This window comes from Streptomyces manipurensis, assembly GCF_049570255.1.
Lineage (GTDB): Bacteria > Actinomycetota > Actinomycetes > Streptomycetales > Streptomycetaceae > Streptomyces > Streptomyces manipurensis.
The window spans coordinates 5634464-5657415 of the sequence record NZ_CP186950.1 but is presented as its reverse complement, the minus strand read 5'-3'; the positions used below and the strand labels follow the sequence as shown (position 1 = coordinate 5657415).

Sequence of the window (22952 nt, the reverse complement as noted above, 5' to 3'; positions counted from 1 at the left end):
GTGCCGAAGATCGACATCGAGGCGTACGCGAAGGGGGTGCTCGACGGGAAGCGCGCGTTCATCGCGCGTGCCATCACCCTCGTCGAGTCCACCCTGCCCGCGCACCGGGCTCTCGCGCAGAGCCTGTTGACGGAACTGCTGCCGCACGCGGGGCGGGCCCGGCGGATCGGTATCAGCGGGGTGCCCGGGGTGGGCAAGTCCACCTTCATCGACGCCTTCGGCACGATGCTGACGGGGCTCGGCCACCGGGTCGCGGTGCTCGCCGTGGACCCGTCCTCGACGCGCACGGGCGGCTCCATCCTGGGCGACAAGACCCGGATGGAACGCCTGTCGGTGGATCCGGCGGCGTTCGTGCGGCCGTCGCCGTCGGCGGGCACGCTGGGCGGGGTCGCCAAGGCCACCCGCGAGTCGATGATCGTGATGGAGGCGGCGGGCTACGACGTGGTCCTCGTCGAGACGGTCGGCGTGGGCCAGTCGGAGACCACGGTGGCGGGGATGGTGGACTCCTTCCTGCTGCTGTCCCTGGCCCGTACGGGCGACCAGCTGCAGGGCATCAAGAAGGGCGTCCTGGAGCTGGCCGACGTACTGGCGGTGAACAAGGCGGACGGCCCGCACGAGCGCGACGCGAAGGCCGCGGCCAGGGAACTGTCCGGCGCGCTGCGGCTGATGCACCCGGTGGACGCGGCCTGGACCCCGCCCGTGCTGACCTGCAGCGCCCGGGAGTCGACCGGCCTGGACGAGGTGTGGAACCGTCTGGAGCAGCACCGCACCCTGCTGGAGGCGGGGGGCCGGCTGGCGGCGAAGCGCGCGGCGCAGCAGGTGGAGTGGACCTGGTCGATGGTCCGCGACGAACTGCTGGAGCGGCTGCGGGCCGACCCGGCCGTACGGGAGCTCGCGCCCGGGCTGGAGGCGGCGGTCCGGGCGGGTTCGGTCACCCCGACGTCCGCGGCGGACCGCATCCTGTCGGCGTTCGGCGGCGCCTGAGCCCGGAGCCCGCGCCGCACCGCGCCGCCTCGCCTTCGCGCCCCCGGCCCCCGGACCTTGCCCGTCCGGAGCCGGGGGCGCGTGCGTGCGGGGCCGGGGGCGCGTGCGTGCGGTTCCGCGGCCGCCGTTACGCCTCGACGAGGACCGACCCGGTCGGGGTGAGGGCCTCACGCAGCAGACGGACCCGCTCCACGGTGTTCTCGGTGGCCAGGAGCACGGAGAGGACCGCGATGCGGGCCTGTCCGGCGCGCAGCGTGCCGGTGGGGACGGCGCCCGCCGCGACGAGGTCCACCGCTCCCCCGTGCGTGTAGATCTCGGTGACCGGGCCGGCCATGACCCGGGTGGTCAGGGCGACCAGCACCCCGCGGGCGACGGCGGCCCGGACGGCGTCGACGATCTCCGGGGTGGCGTTGCCCGCGCCGGTCCCGACGAGCACGATGCCGCGGGCGCCGGCCTCGACGGCCGCGTTCAGCAGGACGGGGTCGCCGTCCGCGTGGTGGACCACCACGTCGACGCGGGGCGGGACTTCGGGCATCGCGGGGAGCGGGAGCGGCAGGGGGCGCTGCGGGGTGCGCAGGACGGTGACCTTGCCGAAGCCGACCTTGCCGAGCAGTTCCCTGGAGGGGTCGGCGAACGCGTCCAGGGCCACGGCCTGCGTCTTGACGGTGCCGCGGGCGGCGTGGACGCGTCCCGCGAAGGCGATCAGCACGCCGAGCCCGCGGGTGGTGGCGGCGGTGAGCAGCGCGTCGTACAGGTTGCCGGGGCCGTCGCCGTCGGCGGTGCCCATGGGCAGCTGGGAGCCGGTGAGGACGACCGGGCGGGGGTCGCGGTGGTGCAGGTCGAGGAGGAAGGCGGACTCCTCCAGGGTGTCGGTGCCGTGGGTGATGACGATGCCGTCGACTCCGGGGTCGGCGAGCACCTCGTGCACGGTGCGCAGCAGGGTGAGCTGGTGCGCGGTGGTGAGGCGGGGGCTGTTCACGCTGAACAGGTCCACCACCTCCACGGTGACGCCCTCGGGCAGCGGCGCCGTGGCGATGACCTCGTTCCCGTCGGCGTCCGCCGCGAAGCCGGAGCCCTGCCAGCGGCTGGCTATCGTGCCGCCGGTGCTGATGACGACGATCCGTCCCATGCTGCCTGGCCACCCTTCACTCGCACATATGTACTCAAAGCAGCAATGATAGAGCGATCTACACGCAATATGCTTGCGTCTTCCGCCGAGATGGCCCAGAAGGCTTGGGTGATAATTGCGCCATGGATGCGATCGACCGCGATATCTTGCGCGAGCTTCAGGCCGACGGGCGGCTGAGCAACCAGGAGCTCGCGCAGCGGGTGGGACTGACCCCCTCCCCCTGCATGCGCCGGGTGCGCCAGCTCGAACAGGACGGGGTCATCCAGGGCTACCGGGCCGTGATCTCGCCCGAGGCCGTCGAGCGTGGCTTCGAGGTGCTCGTGTCGGTGGAGGTGCGGCGCGACCGCGCGGCGGTCGAGGCGTTCGAGGCAGCCCTCCAGGACATCCCCGACGTCATCGAGGCGTACCGGCTCTTCGGCAGCCCCGGCTGCCTGCTGCGGATCGCCGTCGCGGACCTGCGGGCGTACGAGCGGCTGTGGATCGAGAAGCTGACGGCCCTCTCCGGCATCACGGAGGTCAACTCGCAGATCATCATGAAGCGGATCAAGGAACCGACGGGCCTCCCGGTGGACCTCTGACACGCGGCGGACGGCGGGCGGAGGTAGACCGCAACCGCGAAGCCGGTCCAGGACATCAAAAATCCGGTGCAGGGTGGCGGGGTGCCGTTCCACGCACAGGACCGCTGGGGCGCCGGTGGACGGCTTGACGGGGAGGACATCCATGAGCAGCAACCCGCCGGAGCAGGGTGGCGGCGACGGCGACGACCGGTTCTACGTCCTGCTGAACGAGGAGGGGCAGCACTCCCTGTGGCCGTCCCTCGCCGAGGTGCCCGCCGGCTGGCGGATCATCTTCGGCGAGGAGAGCCGCCGGCTGTGCCTGGAGCACGTCGAGGCCCACTGGACCGAACTGCAGCCGCCGCGCCCGCGCACGGCCGCGGCCGCCGAACGGTTCTCCGCCGCCGCGACCTGAGCACGGAGGTGAGCGGGCCGCCCGGCCGAGGCCGGGCGGCCCGCTCGTGTTCCGCTCCCGCTCCCGCACCGCTTCCGGCGGCCCGGCCCGGTCTAGCGGCGGAAGGCCTCCGGCGCTCCGGCGCCGTCACCGTCCGACCACCACACCCCGAGCCGCTGCCGGACCAGCAGCCAGCGCCCGTCCGCACCCCTGCGGAACTCCCAGTCGTACGGGCCTCCCAGCACGTACGGGGCCCCGTCCCCACCGTCGCCGGAGACCGCGACGAACCACATGTAGCCGATGCCGGACGCCCGGTCCCCGTCCACCTCGAAGTGCGCGTTGAGGAGGTGGTGCTGCATGCGCCCGAAGGACTCCTCCGCCCGCTCCACCGTCTCCCGGATCGCCTCCCTCCCGTACGTCACCCCCCACGGGCCGAAGTCCAGCACCGCGTCCTGCGCCCAGCATGCGCTCCAGGCGGCCCAGTCCTTGTGGTCCAGCGCCCGCCACCCGCGCATCAGCAGGCCGCGCAGCGCCTCCTTGTCCTCCAGGACCCGCAACCGCCGTTCGAGGCCCACCGGATCGGCGGCGCTCACTGCGCGCTCGCCGCGGGACGGACGACGATCTCGTTGACGTCGACCTCCGCCGGCTGGGAGACGGCGTACGCGACGGCCCCGGCGACGGCGGAGGCCGGCAGCGCCACGGCCCGGTAGGCCCGCATCGCCTCCCGGGCGGCGGGATCGGAGATGCCGTCGGCGAGTTCGGACTCCGTCACTCCCGGGGAGACCAGGGTGACCCGGACGACGCCTCCGGACTCCTGCCGCAACCCCTCCGAGATCGCCCGGACCGCGAACTTGGTGGCGCAGTACACGGCCGCGGTGGGCGAGACCTCGTGCGCCCCGACGGAGGCGATGTTCACGATGTGCCCGGAGCCCCGGGCCCGCATCACGGGCAGGGCGGCGGCGATCCCGTGCAGCACACCCCGCACGTTCACGTCGATCATCCGGTCCCACTCCCCGGCCTCCAGCGCGGCCAGCGAGGACAACGGCATCACACCGGCGTTGTTGACCAGCACGTCCACCCGCCCGTAGCGCTCGCCCGCCGCGGCCACGAACTCCCGTACGTCCTCGGCGTCGGTGACGTCCAGCCGCCGGAACGCCACGGTCCCGCCGGCTGCTTCGATCTCCCGGCCCAGTGCCGCCAACCGCTCCACGCGCCGTGCCCCGAGTATCAGCGCGTGCCCGTCGGCGGCGAGCCGACGGGCCGTCGCCTCCCCGATCCCGCTGCTCGCTCCGGTGATCGCCACGACCTTGGTCATGTGCCCGTCCTCTCCGCCATGGGTGCAGGTCCGTCCTGCCCGGCCAAGTCTTCGCGCGGCGAGGACGGCGGACCAGGCAGCGAGTTGCCCGGGTGCGACACACCCAGGCACGGCCCGCCCCCGCGCCCTAGCCTGTGGCCATGACCAGGACCACGACCCCGGCCCCGAACCCGACGGACCGGGCCCTCGGAGAATTCCTCCACGCGCGCAGGGCCGCACTGCGCCCGCAGGACGTCGGCATGGCGAGTCACGGCGTGCGCAGGGTCGCCGGCCTGCGCCGCGAGGAGGTCGCCGTCCTGGCCGACGTCAACGTGGACTACTACGCCCGCCTGGAACAGGGCCGTGAGCGCCACCCTTCCCCACAGGTCCTCGACGCGCTCGCGCACGCCCTGCGGCTGCGCCCCGACGCCCACGCCCACCTGCACCGCCTGGCCGGCTCCCCGCCGGCCGACCGCCCGGCCACCGACACCGTCGACCCGGCCCTGCGCCGGCTCCTCGACGGCTTCCCCGGCTCACCGGCGTTCGTCGTCAACGCCGCCCTGGACGTCCTGGCGGCCAACGACCGTGCCCGGGCCCTGCACGCGCCGTTCTCCCCGGCCGACAACCTGGCCCGCATGGTCTTCCTCGATCCGGCAGCCCGCGGCTTCCACACGCACTGGGCCGCCACCTCCCGGGCCACCGCGGGCCACCTCCGCGAGGCCTCCGGCACCGCCCCCGACAACGCGCGCCTGCGCGAGGTCGTCCGTACCCTCACGGCCCGGAGCCCCGACTTCGCCCGCCTGTGGACCACCCACGACGTCCTGGCCAAGACCCAGGGCGCCAAACACCTCCACCACCCGGCCGTCGGCCCCCTGACCCTCACCTACCAGTCCTTCGACGTACGGGCCGCCCCGGGCCAGCAGCTCGTCGTCTACCAGCCCGCCCCCGGCACGGCCACCGCCGAGGCCCTCGCCCTCCTCGGGGCACACGGGGAAGGCCCCGGGAGCCGCGCGAGCCGGCCCGGTACGGGTCCTTCCCGCACCGGGCCGTAGGGGCGGCCCCCGTCTCCGGTACGCGGCCGCGTCCGCGGCGGTGAGTCCGTGACCGCCGGTCCGCGACCGCCGGTCAGTGACGGTCAGTCCGTGACGGGGATCGCCCCGTTCACCGGTGCCGCGGCCGAGACCGGAGTCGAGACCGGGGCCGGGGCCGCCGCACCCGCCGTGCCGACCCGGTCCGCCGCCAGGCCGCGCAGCATCGCGCCGAGGTCGATCCCGGTGGCCGATCCCAGCAGCTCCATCCCCTGCGCCACGTTGTCGGTGACCGTGCGGGAGATCCGGGAGGCGCCGTCCGTGGAGATGACGGTCATCTTGTCGATCGCGCCCAGCGGTTCGGCGGCCTTGGCGACGACCTGCGGCAGGGCCTCCACCACCATCTGGAGCATGGCCGCGTCCCCGTACTTCTCGAAGGCGTCGGCCCTCTTCCGCATCGCGTCGGCCTCCGCCGCGCCCTTGGCGGCGATCGCCGCGGCCTCGGCGTCACCCTCCAGGCGCACGGCCTCGGCGATGGCCGCACGGCGCGCCCGCTCGGCCTCGCCGCGCTTCGCGCCCTCGATGGCCTCCGCCTCCGCCAGCGCCTGACGGCGCTGCTTCTCGCCCTCACCGGTCAGCCGGGCCCGCTCCGCCTCCGCCTCGGCGGCCGCGATCCCGGCCAGCCGCTCGCCCTCCGCCTGCTTGACCCGGGCGATGCGCTGGGCCTCCGCCTGCTGCTCGGCCTCGTACCGCCGGGCATCGGCGGGCTTGCGCACCTCCGTGTCGAGCTGACGGTCGGTCAGTGCCGCCTGCCGCTCGGCCACCTTCTCCTGCTCCGTGAGGATCTGCTGCTGCCGGTCGGCGTCGGCGAGCGGGCCCGCCGCACTCGCCCGCGCGGCGGCCGCGTCGGTCTCGGCCTTGATCTCCGCCTGGCGCAGGTAGAGCGTGCGCTGCGCGAGCGCGATCTCCTCCTCCGCCTTGAGGCGGGCCTGCTCCGCGGCCCGCCGGGCGTTGGCCTCCGCGATGTCGGCCTCCTGGCGGGCCCGGGCCGCCTCGGGGCGGCCCAGGTCCTCCAGGTACGAGCCCTCGGTGGTGATGTCCTGGATCTGGAAGGCGTCCAGGACCAGGCCCTGCCCGGACAGGCTGGCCTCCGCCTCCTCCGCGACCTGCCCGGCGAACGCCGCCCGGTCGCGGATGACGTCCTCCACCGACATCCGGCCGACGATCGCCCGCAGCGCGCCGGACAGCACCTCCTGGGTGAAGCCGACGATCCCGTCCTGCTGCCTCAGGAATCGCTGGGCGGCGGCCCGGATGGCGTCCTCGGTCCCGCCCACCTTGACGATGGCCACGCCTTCGAGGTTCGCCTTGATGCCGCGCAGGGTGACCGCGCCCCGCACCGCGACGGGGATGTGCCGGCTGGACAGGTCCAGGCTGTAGCGCTGCTGGACGAACGGGACGACGAACACGCCGCCGCCGACCACGACCTTCTGGCCACTGTTGTCGGTGAACACCTGCCCGGTGTCCGGATCGGTGGACTGCTTGCCCCGGCGGCCCGTGATGATGAAGGCCTCGCAAGGGCCGGCCACCTTGTACCGGGTGACGACGACGAGGGCCAGCAGCACCAGGAGTACGACGACCCCGATGGCTGCGACGGCGACTGGACTCATGACGATTTCCCCCTTGCCTCCCCGAAGGGGCGGTTCGGTGATGTACGTGGAACAGAACGCAGCAGAACGAAACGAAACGAACGGTGCGTCAGCGCTCGATGGCGCGGACGACGACCGAGGTGTCCGACGGGGTCGCCGTCACCCAGATCTCGGCGCCGCGCTCCACCGGGGCGTCGGCCGTCGCGGCGTACTTCACGGGCTGTCCCGCCAGCGACAGCAGGACCTCCCCGTAGCCGCCGAGCGGGATCGCGGTGACCACGCGTCCGGCGACCCCGACCAGGTCCGCCCGCTGCGGGGCGAGGCCGCTGACGTCACGGAGCAGCCCCCGCCCCAGGCGGTACGTCGCCCAGCCCGCCCCGGCTCCGGCCAGCACCCCCGCGGTGGCCGCCGCCCCCGGCCCGAGTCCCGTGGACCCGAGCACGATCGCCCCCGTGAAACCGAGCATCGATACGAAGCCCGCGACCACCGGAAGCGACAGCCACCCGTCGAACAGTCCGCCCAGAGCGCCGTCGAACACCCCCTCCAGCACCCCGTCGAACACCAGCGCCGTGGCCAGCGCCACGATCCCCCCGATGCCGAGCCCCAGAAACCAGCCCATCGGACACCTCCCCCGTCTGGCCACCGTTTCCGCCGGACACCGACAGACTGCCCCGGGGACACCTGCGCGCACATTGCCTGCCGTCGGCAATCTCTACGCGTCTTTAACGCACCCCGTCACGAGCCGCCGGAGGCCTCGGCGGCCGGCCCGGCCCCTCGAACACACCTCAGTCGGCGGACCGGGCCGGGCCCGCGGGCCAGCCGATGAGCCGGGCCCCGATCGCCGCGGTCTGCAGGGTGTAGCGGTGCCGCGGATCGGCCGGATCGTGCCGGGTGAGGACGTGGATGCGGCGGAGGCGGTACGTCAGCGCCCGCACGCTGAGCGACAGCAGCCGGGCCGCCTCCGTCGCCACGCAGCCGGTCTCGAAATAGGCGTGGAGGGTGTCGAGCAGCGGCCCCGCCCCGCCGCGCGCCTGGCGCAGCGGGCCGAGCGTGCTCTCCACCAGGTCCTCCATCGCCTGCCGGTCGCGGGTCAGCACCGGATAGACCAGCAGGTCCGCCGCGTGCAGCACGGGCCCGTCCAGATCGATCCGCTCCGCGAGTTCGAGGACGCCCAGCGCCTCCTCGTACGAATGGACCACCCCGCCCGGCCCCGGCTGCGGCCGGCCGATGCCGGCCCGGCCGCCCCCGGTCGCCGCGTACGCCTGCTTCGCGAAGTAGGTCAGCACCTCCGGCTGGTCCCCGGGGGCCACGCAGATCAGCCGGCCGTCCTTGGTGGCCACCAGGACGTTCCGGTTCCCGAACCGGGCGAGCACCGCTTCCTCGATGCCCCGCGCGACGGGATACCCGTCCCCGTACGGCTCCCGCCCCTCGGCCACGGCCACCGCGTGCGCCTGCGACAGCCGCAGCCCGAAGCGCGTCGCCCGCTCCGCCAGCTTGCCCGGATCACTGCGCCCGTACAGCAGGTCGTCCACGAACTCCCGCCGCGCCGCCACCTCCTGGCGCACGGCGTTGCTCTGCGCCCGCTCGTATCCCTCGACGAAGGCGTCCACCGCCTGCTCCGCGACGGCGAACATCCCCACCGCCACGGCGGGCGGCTCCTGCTGCTGCGCCTCGTGCGCCGCGGCGAGATGGGCCCGTATCAGCAGCCGCAGCCCGACCCCGGCCCCGGCGGCCCGCTCCCCCTCCCGCCGGCGCGCCTCCAGCTCCTCCCGCGTGAGCCGCCGCCCGGTGGCACACGCCTCGGCCAGCATCAGCCGGTACCCCGCCACGAACCCCTCGCCCCCCGGCAGGTCAGGCACCGTCCGCTCCCCCTTCGTCGACAGGACTCCAGGGTGACACGGGACCTCCCGGTGCGGCCGAACCCGGTACGGGGTGGGAAGTCCGCAGCTGAGAGCGGCGACCTACTGCTTCACGCCAACAACCAGCACATTTCCGGCAACTGCTGATCTCACTGCCAATGATCTTCGATACGCTCCCTCGTCCGTGTGTCGACAGCACAGGGAAGATCCAGGGGGAACGAAGATCGTGAGCAGCACCACCGGCCCGGCCGTCGGCCATCGCATCGCCATCGTCGACGAGGACCCGCTGCGCGCCCGGCGCGAGGCGCGCGAGCTGCTCGCCGCCCTCACCGACGCCGACCCCCGGGCCGCGCTCGACGTCCCGCGCCCGCGTCTCACCGACGAGAGCCTCAAGGGTGGCCCGGTCACCGACCTGCTCGGGCTGGTCTTCAGCGGCGGCTCGCTCGTCGCGGCGAGCATTCAGGTCTGGCTGGCCCGGGTACCTCAGCGGACCATCGTCATCACCCGGGCGGACGGGGCGACGCTCAGCGTGTCCGGCAAGGAGGCGCGGGCCGACAGCGAGCTGATCGCCCGGTTCCTCGCCGGCGCGGATGCGGCCGGGACCGGACAGGAGGACGGCGGCGAGGCGGGGCCGGACGCGCCGTGAGCGACAACGACCGGTACGCCATGCTCATCGGCGTATCCACGTACGACAGCGACCGCTACCACGATCTGCCGCCCGTCCGGGCCGACCTGCACTACATGCGGGCCGTGCTGGAGAGCACCGAGATCGGCATGTACAACGACTGCGCGATGGTCGCCGAACCCACTCGTGCCGAAATGCTGTACGCCGTCGAGCAGTTCCTGGAGGAGCGGCAGTCCAGTGAGACGGCGCTGCTCTACTTCAGCGGCCACGGCCAGTTCTGCGAGGCCGACGGGCAGTTGTACTTCCTGACCCGGGACGCGGATCCGGACGACCTGCCGGGCACGGCGGTCCCCGCCGAGTTCCTGGAGCGGATGCTGCAGTCCTGCCGGGCTTCGTCCAAACTGGTCCTGCTGGACTGCTGTTCCAGCGGGTCCGTCGTCCAGGGCTGGACGGCCAAGGGGGGTGCGGACACCGCTGCGCCGCCCGCGCCCAGTACGCTGCTCCGCCCTGGCGGCGTGTACTTCATCACCGCTTCCGACGCCCTCCAGGCCGCGTCCGCCATGGCTCCGGAAGGCTCCTCCCTCGGCACTTCCCGGTTCACCGGGGAGATCGTGGAGGGCCTGAGGAGCGGGCGGATCAAGGAAGGCGGCTGGATCACCCCGGACGACCTCTTCGAGTACCTGACCGCACAAATGGTGATCAAGGGTGTTCCCGAGGAGCAGCGACCGACCAAGTCCACGATCCGGGCGACCCGTTCGCTTCCCTTCGCCCGCTCGGTAGCCCGCCCGGTACGCCTTCCCGACGCGCCGCGCGATGCCGCCCGGGCCGACACCCGGGGCGGGGTCTCTCCCGCACTGCTGAAGGCACGTCGGCTGGTGTCCGAGGACGCCGGGAACGGCGTCGATCCTCAGCGGCTGCTGCGGTACTACGCGCACTGTCTCGGCGCCCAGGCGGCGACCGGAATGCTGCCCGACCGCGACAGCGGCCGGGGCTCCGCGTACTTCCTCCTGGGCCAGGGCCCGGAGTCCATCCAGTCCGGGCTCGAACACTCCTTCCCCGCCCCGGGGCAGTTGCCCAAGCCGAGGAGCACGGGCGGGCAGGCCGACGGGGCCGGGCTCCAGGAGTACTGGTACGGCTATCCCGCGATCACCCTTCCCGAGCGCGGCGGGGACGGCCGCAGGCGGGCGGCGGTCCGGATCGCGCCGCTGCTGGTCCAGCCGATGGAGCTCGCCCCGGACGAGGGCGGCCGCGATCTGCTGCGACCGAGCGGGGTACCGTCCCTGCACTCCGGGGTGATCACCGAGCTGCTGTCCGACGACGAAGCCGCCGAACTGCTGGCCCACTGGCAGCCGAGCTGGCAGGAGGGCAACGGCACCCAGATGGTCAAGGCGGTGCGCGAGCTCCTGACCGAGCTGGGCGTTCCGGAGCTGGAACCCCTCGACCTCGCCTCGCTCAGCGAGCGGTCGGTGATGGACTCGCTGCGACCGGGTGCCCACAACGCCGCCGTGTTGCTGGCGCCTTCCGGAATGGAGCGGGTCGCGACCGAGGGGCTGGTCGACAACCTGCTCCAGATGTCCACGCGCGTCGGCCAGATCGCCGGCACCGCGCTGGAGGCACTTCTCGCCGGCGACGACCGTCGCGCCGGGACGGATCATGACGCGACGGCCGTGACGGTCGTGGCCCCCGGCCCGTGCAACGAGAGCCAGGAGCAGGTGATCTCCTCGGCGATGACCCGCCGGCTGACCGTCGCGACCGGCCCGCCCGGTACCGGCAAGAGCGAGGTGGTGACGGCTGTGGTGACGACCGCCGTCGCCGCCGGCCAGTCCGTTCTCGTCGCCTCGACGAACAACGAGGCCGTCAACGTGGTGGCCGAGCGGTGCGACGAGATCTCGCCCGGCCTGCTCATGCGGACCGGGAACGTGGAAGCCCGGGAACGGGAGGCCGAGAAGCTGGCCGCGCTGCTGGCCGAACCGGTCGAGTCACCGCCCCGGGGGTCCGCGACCGTGGCCGGTGAGCTGCGCAACCGCCACGCGCGTGCGGCCGCTCTCCGGACGGAGGCGGCGGGGCGGATCGGCGAGGAGGCTCGCCTGCTGGAACTGGTCCGGGAGCGGGCCCGGCGGGCGGACGCTCTCGCGCTCCCCGTACGCCTGCTGGAAAGTGCCTGGTCCGCGCAGGAACGGGCTGCGCTCGCCCGCTGGGAGGAGCGCGCGCGAAGGGCTGCCGGTGCCGGATGGCTGACACTCGGCGGGTGGCGCCGGGGACGCGCCCTCAGGGCCTTCATGGCTGCGTCCGGCAACGACGGGTCCGGGGCTTCGTGGCCGGCCTGGTCCTCGGAGCGCCACGTCCCGCCCGAGCTGCTGCTCGGAGTCGCGGAGGCCGTGGCGGTGGAGCGGGACCTGCGGGAGCTCGTACCCGCCCATCTGGCCTGGGACGAGGAGGCGCTGAAGCGGGCCCGGCTGGAAAGCTCCGACGCGTCCTCCGCCGTGTCGAAGGAGCTTGCGCGGTCCGTGGTCGCCGAGGCCGTGGCGCGGGGGCGGTCGCTGATGAACCAGCGGCTCCAGACACTGCGCAGGCGCTCGGGGGTCCAGAAGAGCCAGCGCAATCTGATGGCACATCTGAAGGCCTGGGCCATCAGCACGCACTCGGTGCGCCAGCTCGAGCTCGCCCCGAAGCTCTTCGACCTCGTGGTGATCGACGAGGCGAGCCAGTGCTCGATCCCGTCGGTACTGCCCCTGCTGTTCCGTGCGAAAAGGGCACTGATCATCGGCGACCCGATGCAGCTCGGGCACATTCCCGGGATCAGTCCGGAGCAGGAGCGGCAGGCCCGGATCCGGGCCGGCCTGACCGCAGCGCAACTGGAGGACCACCGTCTGGCCCACCACGTGTACGCCTCGTACCACGCGGCGGCGCAGCACGGTGAGGCCGCACTGCTGCTGGACGAGCACTACCGGTGCCATCCGCAGATCGCGGACGTGGTGAACGGCTACTGCTACGCGGGCCAGTTGCAGGTCCTCACCGATGTCCGCAGGCAGATCCCCCCGGTCGATCCGGCGGGATCGTCCGGTGCGGTTCCGGTGCTCGGCTGGGTGGACGTGCCGTTCGGCGAGTCGGCGGCCGGCAGTGGCGGCCGGTCCTGGCGCAACCGGGCCGAGGCGGACCGCGTGCGACAGCTGGTGGACGAGCTGTTGGAACGGCTGCCCGAGGACGCCACGGTCGGCGTGGTGACACCCTTCCGCGCCCAGAGGGAGGCCCTCTCCCGGGCATGGGCCGGCGAGACCCGGGTCCGGGTCGGCACGGTCCACGCCTTCCAGGGTGGTCAGCGCGACGTCATGGTCCTGAGCCCGGTGGCCACGGACAACACCCCGCCGAAGACCACGCACTGGGTCGCGAGTCAGGTCAACCTCTGGAACGTCGCGGTCACCCGGGCCAGGTCGCAGCTGATCACGGTGGGGAGCCAAGGCTTCTGGCAGGGGCAGGCGGGCCTGCCGGCCCTGCTCGCGGCCCGCTCGACGGTGCTGGGCGGCGGAGCGCCGGCGGACCAGGACATCGACGCCGGCCCGACGCCCGGGCCCGGCATTCGGGAGGAACTGGCCGACCAGCTCCAGGAATACCTCGGCACCCTCGGCATCAGCGATCTGGAACGCGCGGCGTTGGTCGGCGGCCACACCGTGGACCTGGTGTTCACGGTGAACGGCGAGAACACGGCGGTCCTCATCGACACGGGCCCCGCCCCCGGGCAGGACCCGGCCCGCCACCTGCGCCTCACCCACGCCCGCGGCGACCTGCTGATCGGTCTCCCGTCCGGCGGCCGTGGCGCAAAGCCCGCCCCGGTGGCCCGAGCTGTCCGCCTCCCGGCCTGGCGGGTGGCAGCGGGCCCGGCCCTCCTGGACCCGCTCTTCGCCTGACCTTGTGCGTCGGGTTGATGCGCGAAACACGCATCGCGTCGCTGATGGCGGTGTCAGGATGGGGCGGAGCGGCGAGCGAACACGACAACGAGGACGAGTGTGGCGAACGCGGGTGGTTTCGGCGGCGGTGAAGAGCTGGAACGGTTCAAAGCGATCCTGGCCAACTGGCGTACGTCACTCGTCGATCTGAGTGGCCGCAATCGGCTCCTCAACTTCCGGCACACCAAGGCGGCGACCCTGGAGATCGCGCATCCGCCGGCCGAGGAGCTCATCGACGGCCTGGAACGCGGCTGGGACTTCGCACCGCTGCCCGCCGAGGAACCTGACGCAGAGGACTCCGACGGCGCCCCGTCGGAAGCGCCCCTCGCCGGACGGCGCGACGCCGCGTACGGGATCGTCACCCAGAAGACGACGGCCCCGGCGCTCCTGCGTGCGCTGACGAGCCTGCGCAGCAAGTCCACCCAGTTGTTCAACGACTACGGTCTGTGGACGCTCCAGTTGGGTGTCGGCATCCTCCGCTGGCGTGAGGACGGCGCATCGACGAGCAGCGACGCGCCGCTCCTCCTCCTTCCTGTCCGTATCGAGCGGCTGAGCAACGGGCGGGTCCGCCTAGTGGCCAACGACGACGAGGAACCGCGCCTGAACCCCGCTCTCAGGGTCAAGCTGGAGCAGTTCCTGATCGACTGGTCGCCCGTCACGGAACAGGACCCGACCGACCTCGACGCCGTGATCGACGCGGTCACAGCCGCAGTGGCGGGCAGACCGGGGTGGGTGGTCTCGCGGCGCGTGGTGCTGGCGCTCTTCGCCTCCCACAAGGAGTCGATGTACCAGGACCTGTTGGACAACGAGGCTCGCATCCTGAGCAGCGATCTCGTACGAGCGGTCGCACTCGGCCCCAAGGCGGAACTGGCATCGGACCGCTTCGAGTTCGAGGAGATCCACGCCGACCGGATCGACGAGCTCAGCCCGCCGGAGGACAGCCCGCTCGTCCTCGACGCCGACGCCTCGCAGCGTCAGGCCGTCGCGGCCGCTGTCGCCGGGCAGTCCTTCGTGCTCGACGGCCCGCCGGGCACCGGCAAGAGCCAGACGATCACCAACATGATCGCCGGTCTGATGCACGCGGGCCGCAGCGTGCTGTTCGTCAGTGAGAAGGCCGCCGCGCTCGACGTGGTGCTGGACCGGCTGAAGTCCGTCGGACTCGACTCGTACGCCCTGCCCCTGCACAGCCACAACACCAGCCGCCGAGCCGTCGCGCAGGAGCTCGGAAGGGCCATTGAGGAGGAGCCGCGGGCCCCACGGCTCTCCCAGGAGGCGGTCGCCCGGGCCCGCGAGGCCCGCCAGGCCCTCAGTGCCTACGCCGGGGCGATGAACGAGATCAGCGAACCGCTGGGCCGGAGCCTGCACGACGTGATCGGCAGGGTCGGGCAGCTGTCCGACGCACACGTGGCTTTTCTGCCCTCGGAGTCGGACGGCCGCTCCGCACAGCAGGAGGTGCTCGACGCCGCAGCACTCAGCGCTCAGGACCTGCGCACCATCGTCGAGGCGACGAAAGCCATTGCCGGCGCCTGGCAGGCGGTCGCCGACCCGTCGTTCCCCTGGCGCGACCTCATGCCCGGTATGCCCCATCCGCGTCAGGCACTCGACCAGGCCATGGCCGCGCGGGACGGGCTTGCCGCGACCTTGACGCGTTACCAGGATCTCGCGCAAGCCGGCGAGCCGATCGAGGAGGAGGACGGCGTCCGCCGGCTCATCAGGCTCCTCGAGCTGATCGGCTCACGCCGCCCGGTGCCCGAAGCGTGGCTCACCGGCTCCGACTTCGCCGATGCGGTGGAGAGCCCGGTCGACGCCTTCCTCGCCGCCCTGAGGACGGTGGTCAGGGCCCGGGCCACGGCTCGCTCCCGGGCAGGGGCCCGCTGGGAGGAACTCTCGCCACGGCTCACCCCGGTGCCGGGCGAAGCCGAACGCGCCCTGGCCGCTCTCTCCCCGGCCGGTCTCGATCCGTCCGGGCTGTCTGAGGACCGCGCGAACGAGCTGGCCCGCGAGTTCGAGAACACCGCGGACGGTCTGGAGCGTACGCATCGCGGCCTGGCCGAGATCGCACAGCAGACGGGGCTGACCGTTCCGGGCAGCACCGCCGCGGCGGAAGACCTCTGCGACGTCGTCGCACTGGCGGGAGCCGCCCACCGGCCCCTCGAACGGTGGATCGTGCCCGGGGGAGCCACCCAGGCGGACCGGGCTGCGGTCAACGTGGTGGCCGACGCCCTGGGCGCGTTCCTCGCACGACGCGACACGGTTCTGTCCGCACGGGCACACGCGACCATGGAGGCCGGCCCCGGTTGGGACTCGATTCCCCCCGCGCTCGGCGCGGACCCGCCGGCGTCCGAGCAGGCCCTTGCCGGACTGGGGCCGGCCGGCCTGGACCTGAGCCCTCTGACCCGTATGCAGGCCGCGGATCTCTCCGACTGGTTCACCGACCTGGCGGCGACCCTCGAATCGGCCGATCGGCATGCCGCAGCCATGGCCCGGCTGCTCGGACGTGACCGGCCGGAGAGCACGCAGGAGGCCGAGGAGCTGACCGCCCTCGGCGAGCTGGCCCACGCCTCCCCCAGGATGCTGGACTCGTGGCTCGACCCCCAGGTGATGCCCCGCGTGCGCGAAGCCTGCGCGGAGATCACCGAAGCCGCACGTCGGCTCACTGAGGCCGAGCGGGCCGCGCAGGACGTCTTCCGGCCAGAGATCACCCTGTCCCCGGGCCTGCCGGACCTGATCGGCCGCCTGTCCGAAGGATCACGTGGCCTCGGCGGCCTGCTTTCCGGCTCGGTGCGCTCGGACCGCAAGGCACTCGGTGCGTTGACGGTCGCGGGGTCGTGGCGCAGTGAGCTGTACGCCCGTTTGCCCCACGCCCTCGCCTGGCGCGCCGCCCACGACCACCTGCGGTCTCTGGCCCGTACGCATGCCACCCTCCTCGGACGCTACGCGGGGCAGGACCTGCCGGACGTGGCCCTCCTGGCGGCGGCGGTGGAGCACGCCGAATCCGTGCACCGGCTCGTGCCGGACTCGGTGCCGGACCCGCATCGTCGCGGCGTGCTGGCCGCCCAGGTCGCGGACGGCCACACCCCTGCCGCGCACCTGGCGGAGCACGGTCGGTCCCTGACGGAGGATCTGGGTGTCTGGCGGCGGGACCTGGCGCGACCCCGCCTTGCAGCCGTCGCGGACGAGCTCACCAAGTGCTCCCCGGCCAACGCCGCTCGTTGGCTGCGCCACCACCTGGATCCGCTCGCTCGGGCCGTCGACGTCATCGACACGGTCGCCTCCGTCGGCCGTCGCGACGACCCAGGAGACTTCGAGTACACGCTCGCCGGCGCACGGGCGGCGATCGGCGCCGCTCACGAGGGTCAGCGGCAGACGGCCGGGTTCACGGCCGAGGAGGACACGCACCGGCTCCTCTGCGGTTCCTGGTACCGGGGACTGGACACCGATCCCGCCGAGTTGCGTGCGCACTCCCATGCCACAGCACCGGGACAGCGCGGCGTGCTCCGACTCCTGTGGCGGGCCTGGGCGGTCCACGAGGCGGCCCCGGGAGCCGGCGTCGACGAGGAGCAGCGCGAGCTGCTCGGTCGGTACGCGGCGCACACCGGCCGCCTCGACAGTGGAGCACTGCAGGAGGCCCTGGCAGCCGCTCACACCGTCGAGCGGCTGGCGCCGGACACCCTCGCTGATCCCGTTCGGCGTTCGCGTCTGGCCGGCTTCCTCGCAGACGAACGTCCCGCACCGCACGCCGTTGTGCGGCAGGCGGAGCCGCAGCTGCGCACCGACCTGAACGCCTGGCGGGAGTACGCCGCCCGGCCGCATCTGACAGGCGCCGGCGCGCACCTGCTCGCCGCCCCTCTGTACGACGCGGCACGCTGGCTGCGCGCCCACGTCGAACCCTTCGAGGACGCGGCCGAACTCCTCCACGCTGTGGGGCGCGTCGCGGACGCCGACAGCGGGCTGTCCCTCGTGCGGGCTCGCCAGGCGGTGACGGCAGTGATCGACGCCCGGGCGGCCGAGACGCGGTTCACCGAGGACGACCCGCGTCACGAGGAGCTGCTCGGTGGCCTCTACCAGGGGGCGGGGACCGACAAGGCAGCCGTCCTCGACGCCCTGGACTGGGCCCAGCAGGTACGCCGCACAGCACACGGAGGGCGTGGAGCCCCGCTGTCCGCCCCAGCGGCCCGGGTGATGCTCGACGCTCCCGCCGACCCCTCGGTGGCGGACCGCCACGACGACTGGCGGCGCCAGCGGGACTACCTCGTGGAGCATTTCGAGGTGCAGCGCGGCCGTCTTCTGCATCGCGAGCTGATGGAGTCGCTCCCCGCTGCCGCAACCGTCCTGTCCCGGTTGGACCACGACCCCTTCGGTCCCGAAGCATGGACCCTGTGTTCAGAGGCCCTCGACCGGTTGCGGCGGTACGGCCTCGACGGGCTGCCCTCCCAGCTCGCGCAGCGCGGCGTGTCCGCAGAGGACTTCCCCGCCTCCGTCGAGCGTGCGGTGCTCACAGCCTGGATCGAGCGGCGCCTTGCACTCGACGCCCGGCTCAAGCCCGCGCGGGCGGCGGACCGCGATCAGCTCGTCCACCGATTCCGAGATGCGGACCAGGCCCTCGTGGAGGCGGCCCACGCCGAGGTCATCGCGGCATGCAACGCCCGACGTCCGCGCCGTACCAACATCGGCCCCGCGGCCGAGTTGCGCCGGCAGGCCCAACTGAAGCGCCGGCACAAGCCGGTGCGTCAGCTTCTGGCCGAGACGCGGGATGTCGTGCGGCTCATCAAGCCCTGCTTCATGATGAGCCCTCTGACGGTCAGCCAGTTCCTGCCGCCGGACTTCCGCTTCGATGTCGTCATCTTCGACGAAGCCTCCCAGGTGCTGCCACAGGATGCGGTGAATTCCGTGTACCGCGGCAGTGCGCTCATCGTGGCCGGCGATCAGAACCAGCTCCCGCCGACCTCGTTCTTCAGCGCCGGCGGCGACGGCGACGACGATGACGAGTGGGACGAGGAGGCCGCGGACACCTTCGAGTCCGTGCTCGACGCCTGCAAGGCCAGCGGCGTACTGCGCGGTCTGCCCCTGAAGTGGCACTACCGGAGCCGCCACGAGAACCTCATCGCCTTCAGCAACAACGATTTCTACGACAACACGATGGTGACCTTCCCGGGCGCGTACGAGCAGAGCCCCGACCTCGGCGTCGAGTTCTTCAAGGCCGACGGTGTCTACGACCGGGGCGGACGGAGCAACAATCCCGGCGAGGCGGCAGCGGTCGCACAGCGCGTGATCCACCACTTCGCCACCCGGCCGAAGCTCAGCCTGGGTGTGGTCGCCTTGTCCAAGGCACAGGCGGAGGCCATCGAGGAAGCCGTCCAGAAGGCGCGGAACGCACGCCCCGACCTGGATCGCTTCTTCACCGAAGACCGCCTCGACGGCTTCTTCGTCAAGAACCTCGAAACCGTCCAGGGAGACGAACGGGACGTCATCATCCTGTCCGTCGGCTACGGCCGGGACCACCGGGGCAAGCTGCAGGCGAGCTTCGGCCCCATCAACCGGGACGGCGGCTGGCGCCGTCTCAACGTCGCCGTGACCCGCGCCCGGCGGCGCATGGAGGTCGTCGCGTCCTTCCACGGCTCCGAGCTGGCAGACAGCGCCAACAAGAGCGTCCAGCACCTGAAGCGCTACCTCCAGTACGCCGAACACGGCCCCCACATCCTGCAGACGGCCGCGGCGGACCCGGACGCCGAGCCGGAGAGCCCCTTCGAGGAGGACGTCCTGGGCGTCCTGCGCGGCTGGGGCTACTCCGTACAGCCTCAGGTCGGCGTGGCCGGTTTCCGCATCGACATGGCGATACGGCACCCCGCCGCCCCGGGCAGCTACGCCCTGGGCATCGAATGCGACGGCGTCATGTACCACTCCTCGCGCGCCGCCCGCGACCGCGACCGGCTGCGCGAGGCGGTACTCCGGGACCTCGGCTGGAACCTGCACCGCATCTGGGGCACGGACTGGTACCGCAGCCGCCGGGACGCGATGGCGCGCCTGCGCGCCGCGGTGGAGGAGGCGTGCGCGCGGGACCCGTTCCAGGTGACGGCGGAGGAGCCGTCCGGCGAGGGGCCGCCCGTTGAAGGACCTGCGGTGCCGGATACGGCGGTGGAACCGGGGCAGGTGGTGACGTTCGTGGCCGTGGACGACGGGCCGCCGGCGTGGAGCAGGGCGTACGAGGAGGTCGTCGACGTCCAACTGGTGAACTTGCGGGTCACATCCGCCGTGCGGCACGGCATGCGGTTCGCTGAACTGCAGGACCCGGACGCCGTGGGAGTCGTCGCCGACGTCGCCCTCTCGGTGATCCACGCCGAGGGGCCGATGACGGAGGACCTGATCGTCGCCCGGGTCCGTTCGGCGTGGGGCATTGCAAGGGCGGGCGCGGTGATCCGGGACTCGGTCCGCCGCGCGCTGCGGAGGACCGCGTCCGCCGGCCGGATCGTGCGGGTCAACGAGGCGTATGACGTTCCCGGCCGGGAGCTGGCCTTCGCCCGCACTCCGACACCGACCGTGGCCCGTAAGGTCGGCCAGGTCCCGTCGGCCGAACGGCAGCTCGTCGTGGGGCACGTGGTCGGGGAGAGCCCGGGCGTCCACCGCGAGGAGCTGCTCCGTGAGGTCGCACGCTTCTTCGGGTGGACGCGGCTGGGCCCTGACATCAGGGATGCGCTGACGAGCGACGTGGACGAGCTCGTCGCGAAGGCGACGCTCCGTGAGGCGGACGGCTGCCTGATGCCCGCGGACGGTGTCTGACGACTTCATGGGCATCGGTTCTGAGGGGGGTCCCGGCCCGCTGGACGTCACCAGTAGCGCTGGAGGACTCCCGTGCGCTGGAGCTCCGCTATGTGTTCCGCGGCCCGAGCCGGCGCGGAGCCACCTCGGACGAGCGTTCCGGCCTCGATGTTCCGGTCCACTCCGGACTGGGTGAAGTTGGCGCTCGTGGTCAGGAGCGCCTTCCGGTCGGCGACGGCCAGCTTCGCGTGCGTCTTGGCCCCGGGCTCCGCCCTCTTGTCCAGGGGCCAGTGCCACAGGCGTGCTCCCGGCACATCGGTGAACGCGCTCGCCGGCTCGTCGCCGGACAGGGCGCTGCCCGCTCCCTGGAGCGTCTCGACGACGATGTCCATACCGACGCCCCGGGCCGCGGCATCCTGCAACGACCGCGTCAGGGGCGGGTACCGCCGCGCGGAGTAGGTCATCAGGATCAGCTCCGTACGCGCCTCGGCGATCAGCCCCAGGAGCGCCCGGTCCGTGGACCGTACGGGCACCCGGTGGGAGGAGGGGCCGCTCCACACCAGGGAGACCTCCTGCTCCCGGTCGCGCTGCGCGTAGCCCGCGGCCAGCCCGTGCAGGCAGGCCGCCGCCTCCGCCCGGGACAGGCCGTCCGCGTCCATCGCGTCGAGCACGGCAGCCGCGGCCTCCGTGTAGGCGGAGGCCGACCGGACCGTGAGCAGCGCGGCCCGGGGCTGTCCGGCTGCTATCCCGTCGGCCAGTGCGGCCAGTGCGAGGACTCCTGCGGCCGCCTCCGCCTCCGCGGCGGCCTTGAGCAGTCGCGCCCATTTCATGTGAGGCCCTTGAGGAGCACGAGGTCCGGGTCGTCGATCGGCACTATGAACCGCCGGTCCAGGAAGCGGTTGCCGCGCTCACAGGTGGTCTCGGACACGAACAGGCAGACGTGGCATGCGGCACCGTGCAGGAAGTCCTCGTGCGGAGGCCGGGGCAGCCGGTCGGCGCACAGCGGGTCGGAGGAGCACCGCTCGGCGTCGTGGAGCGCTCGCCGCACGACCCTGCTGAACTTCTCCGGTTCGGCCAGGGCGACCAGACCGCCCAGGGTCCCTTCGGCGTCGGGGACCGCGGTGTAGATGAGGATGCCGGTGCGCCGGTCGTCCTCGCGGCCTGCGTAGATCCGCTCGGAGAGGCTTGCCGAGGAGTAGCCGCATTCCAGCGAGATGGCCCGGATCAGCAGGTGCGACAGCGTGTGCAGCGCGATGTACCGCGCGCCCGGCCAGCCCCGCAACGGGTCGTCGGTGTCCTCGACTCGGCCCGAGTAGCGGTTGCGCCGGAACTCCACGTAGGCGTCGCGGTGCGCCTTCAGCGCCGCCGTGTCGGCCACCCGCTGCTCCCAGTCGGCCATCAGCTCGTCCGAGACCCTCAGGAAGATGCCCTCGCCCCGCACCTCGCTGGCCGGCACCCAGGCGGGGACTCGGCTGCGGGAGAGCGGCGCGCGGGCCACCAGAGTGGGGTCTTCCGGGTCTGGGGCGTCGAGCCGGGTGAACCCGATCAGCGCCCTCACCTCCCGCAGCCGTTCTGCCTGGAGCACGTGGGAGAAGACCCCGTCGAGGGCCGGCGGTACGGGAACGTCGCGCAGCGCGAAGTCCTCGGTCGGTTCGGGGAGCTGAGGACTGGTGAAGATCTCCCACTCGGGGGTGAGCAGGTCCGGGTACGAGACGGCCTCCGAGGACTGGGACTCGTCGCCCGCGGCCCGGTGTGCCTCGATGGCTTCGAACACCTCGGACTGGCTCCACCGGTGCAGCGGCTTGAACTGCGGGAGCTCCCAGACCATGTCGAGGAACTCCTGCGACTTCGCCTTCTGTAGCTGTTCCCAGAGCTGTTCCACCTTGCCCTGGAGGGCGCTGCCGCTGGTCGGCGGCACCGCCAGGACGCTGAGCGTCTGCGCGAACCACTGGTTCGAGGCGCCGATGACCAGCGGCTTGGGACGCTGCTTGCAGCCTGCCGGGTCGAAGGTCGCCAGGTGGGGGTGGCGGCCCCGGCAGTGGGGCAGGGTGATCTCGCCGCGCTGTCCCATGGCGTCGCGGATGTTGCGCTCGCTGTTGCAGTTCACGCAGCGCACCTTGACGTTGGCGGCCTGGTTGCCGCCGTGGTCGAGCATCTCCAGCCGCGGGTGGCTGGCCTCCGTACAGTTCCCGCCGCGGTGGACGAACGACGCGTAGGGGAAGTCGTCCAGGTGTCCGGCCTGGCAGACCAGGACGAAGCGCGCCGCGACGGCGAGCGGGCGCTTGCCCTTGCGCTTGGCGGTGCAGTTGTCGTGGAAGAAGCGCGCCTGGTCGGGGCGCCGGGGCTTGGCGTTCTCGAACTTGAAGATCTTGGAGTCGAGGCCGCCGAGGGCGTTGCAGGCGGTGCAGCGCAGCCACTGGGGGAAGGGCAGGACGGGGACGCCGACCCGGGATGCGGGGCCGTTGGGGTCGCTGTCCGTGCCGTCCGTCCAGGGCGCGGGCCGCAACTGGGTGACCTGGGCGCCGTACGGGTCTCCTATCAGGCCGTTGACGGCTCGGAGCAGTCGCGGTTCCTTCAGGTCCGCCCACTCGAACGCGTCGTACTGCCAGTCGTCGATGCCCCGCACCAGGACGGCGAAGTTGGGCAGGTCGACCAGAGCGCCCACACCGCCCGTGTACATCAGGTGGCTGGGGCGTACGGATCCGACCCGGCGCCGGTGCTGTGTCTTGTCCGTCATGC

At 72.7% G+C, this 22952-nt stretch carries 15 protein-coding genes; 7 read left to right on the top strand and 8 right to left on the bottom strand.

Annotation, left to right across the window (positions count from 1 at the left end):
- Nucleotides 1-984, top strand: a complete 984-nt coding sequence (gene meaB / locus ACPU2J_RS26005; protein ID WP_361589151.1) for a methylmalonyl Co-A mutase-associated GTPase MeaB — start codon at nucleotides 1-3, stop codon at nucleotides 982-984.
- A 127-nt stretch (nucleotides 985-1111) separates the two neighbouring features.
- Here meaB and ACPU2J_RS26000 read toward each other — a convergent pair whose 3' ends face one another.
- Complete coding sequence (locus ACPU2J_RS26000) at nucleotides 1112-2113, bottom strand: asparaginase (RefSeq protein WP_423834117.1); 1002 nt, start codon at nucleotides 2111-2113, stop codon at nucleotides 1112-1114.
- Nucleotides 2114-2235: 122 nt separating this feature from the next.
- Here ACPU2J_RS26000 and ACPU2J_RS25995 point away from each other — a divergent pair, with 122 nt between their 5' ends.
- Nucleotides 2236-2691, top strand: coding sequence for an Lrp/AsnC family transcriptional regulator (locus tag ACPU2J_RS25995; protein WP_371588650.1), 456 nt, complete (start codon nucleotides 2236-2238; stop codon nucleotides 2689-2691).
- 142 nt (nucleotides 2692-2833) lie between these two features.
- Complete coding sequence (locus ACPU2J_RS25990) at nucleotides 2834-3082, top strand: MbtH family protein (RefSeq protein ID WP_423834116.1); 249 nt, start codon at nucleotides 2834-2836, stop codon at nucleotides 3080-3082.
- 92 nt (nucleotides 3083-3174) lie between these two features.
- On the opposite strand, the gene ACPU2J_RS25985 is transcribed toward ACPU2J_RS25990, so the two are convergent.
- Together ACPU2J_RS25985 and ACPU2J_RS25980 are read right to left on the bottom strand one after the other, a co-directional pair.
- Entirely contained in the window at nucleotides 3175-3654 is a 480-nt protein-coding gene (locus ACPU2J_RS25985) for a nuclear transport factor 2 family protein (RefSeq protein WP_423834115.1), read from the bottom strand.
- Nucleotides 3651-4376, bottom strand: a complete 726-nt coding sequence (locus ACPU2J_RS25980; protein WP_423834114.1) for an SDR family oxidoreductase — start codon at nucleotides 4374-4376, stop codon at nucleotides 3651-3653. The genes ACPU2J_RS25985 and ACPU2J_RS25980 overlap by 4 nt, the downstream gene beginning before the upstream one ends.
- Before the next feature lie 140 nt (nucleotides 4377-4516).
- Here ACPU2J_RS25980 and ACPU2J_RS25975 point away from each other — a divergent pair, with 140 nt between their 5' ends.
- On the top strand, nucleotides 4517-5407 hold the full coding sequence (locus tag ACPU2J_RS25975) for a helix-turn-helix domain-containing protein (protein WP_423834113.1): 891 nt from the start codon (nucleotides 4517-4519) through the stop codon (nucleotides 5405-5407).
- A gap of 83 nt (nucleotides 5408-5490) precedes the next feature.
- On the opposite strand, the gene ACPU2J_RS25970 is transcribed toward ACPU2J_RS25975, so the two are convergent.
- The 3 genes from ACPU2J_RS25970 to ACPU2J_RS25960 all read right to left on the bottom strand — a co-directional run bounded on the left by ACPU2J_RS25970 (nucleotide 5491) and on the right by ACPU2J_RS25960 (nucleotide 8840).
- Complete coding sequence (locus ACPU2J_RS25970) at nucleotides 5491-7050, bottom strand: SPFH domain-containing protein (protein ID WP_423834112.1); 1560 nt, start codon at nucleotides 7048-7050, stop codon at nucleotides 5491-5493.
- An 88-nt stretch (nucleotides 7051-7138) separates the two neighbouring features.
- A complete protein-coding gene (locus ACPU2J_RS25965; protein ID WP_420079331.1) occupies nucleotides 7139-7648 on the bottom strand; it encodes a TOBE domain-containing protein in 510 nt (169 codons plus the stop codon).
- 166 nt (nucleotides 7649-7814) lie between these two features.
- The gene (locus ACPU2J_RS25960) at nucleotides 7815-8840 is read right to left on the bottom strand and encodes a PucR family transcriptional regulator (protein ID WP_423835008.1); all 1026 of its coding nucleotides are present in this window, start codon (nucleotides 8838-8840) and stop codon (nucleotides 7815-7817) included.
- A gap of 274 nt (nucleotides 8841-9114) precedes the next feature.
- Between ACPU2J_RS25960 and ACPU2J_RS25955 the strand changes: the two genes are divergently transcribed.
- From ACPU2J_RS25955 to ACPU2J_RS25945, 3 genes are all read left to right on the top strand, one after another.
- Nucleotides 9115-9534: an effector-associated constant component EACC1 gene (locus ACPU2J_RS25955; protein ID WP_423834111.1), complete on the top strand. Its 420-nt coding sequence runs from the start codon at nucleotides 9115-9117 to the stop codon at nucleotides 9532-9534.
- Nucleotides 9531-13418, top strand: a complete 3888-nt coding sequence (locus tag ACPU2J_RS25950) for a caspase, EACC1-associated type (protein ID WP_423834110.1) — start codon at nucleotides 9531-9533, stop codon at nucleotides 13416-13418. Before ACPU2J_RS25955 ends, ACPU2J_RS25950 begins: the two co-directional genes overlap by 4 nt.
- 99 nt (nucleotides 13419-13517) lie before the next feature.
- A complete protein-coding gene (locus ACPU2J_RS25945; RefSeq protein ID WP_423834109.1) occupies nucleotides 13518-20234 on the top strand; it encodes a DUF3320 domain-containing protein in 6717 nt (2238 codons plus the stop codon).
- Nucleotides 20235-20281: 47 nt separating this feature from the next.
- Here ACPU2J_RS25945 and drmC read toward each other — a convergent pair whose 3' ends face one another.
- Together drmC and drmB are read right to left on the bottom strand one after the other, a co-directional pair.
- Nucleotides 20282-21043, bottom strand: a complete 762-nt coding sequence (gene drmC / locus ACPU2J_RS25940) for a DISARM system phospholipase D-like protein DrmC (RefSeq protein WP_423834108.1) — start codon at nucleotides 21041-21043, stop codon at nucleotides 20282-20284.
- Entirely contained in the window at nucleotides 21040-22950 is a 1911-nt protein-coding gene (gene drmB / locus ACPU2J_RS25935; protein WP_423834107.1) for a DrmB family protein, read from the bottom strand. Before drmB ends, drmC begins: the two co-directional genes overlap by 4 nt.
- Between the last annotated feature and the right edge of the window lie 2 nt (nucleotides 22951-22952).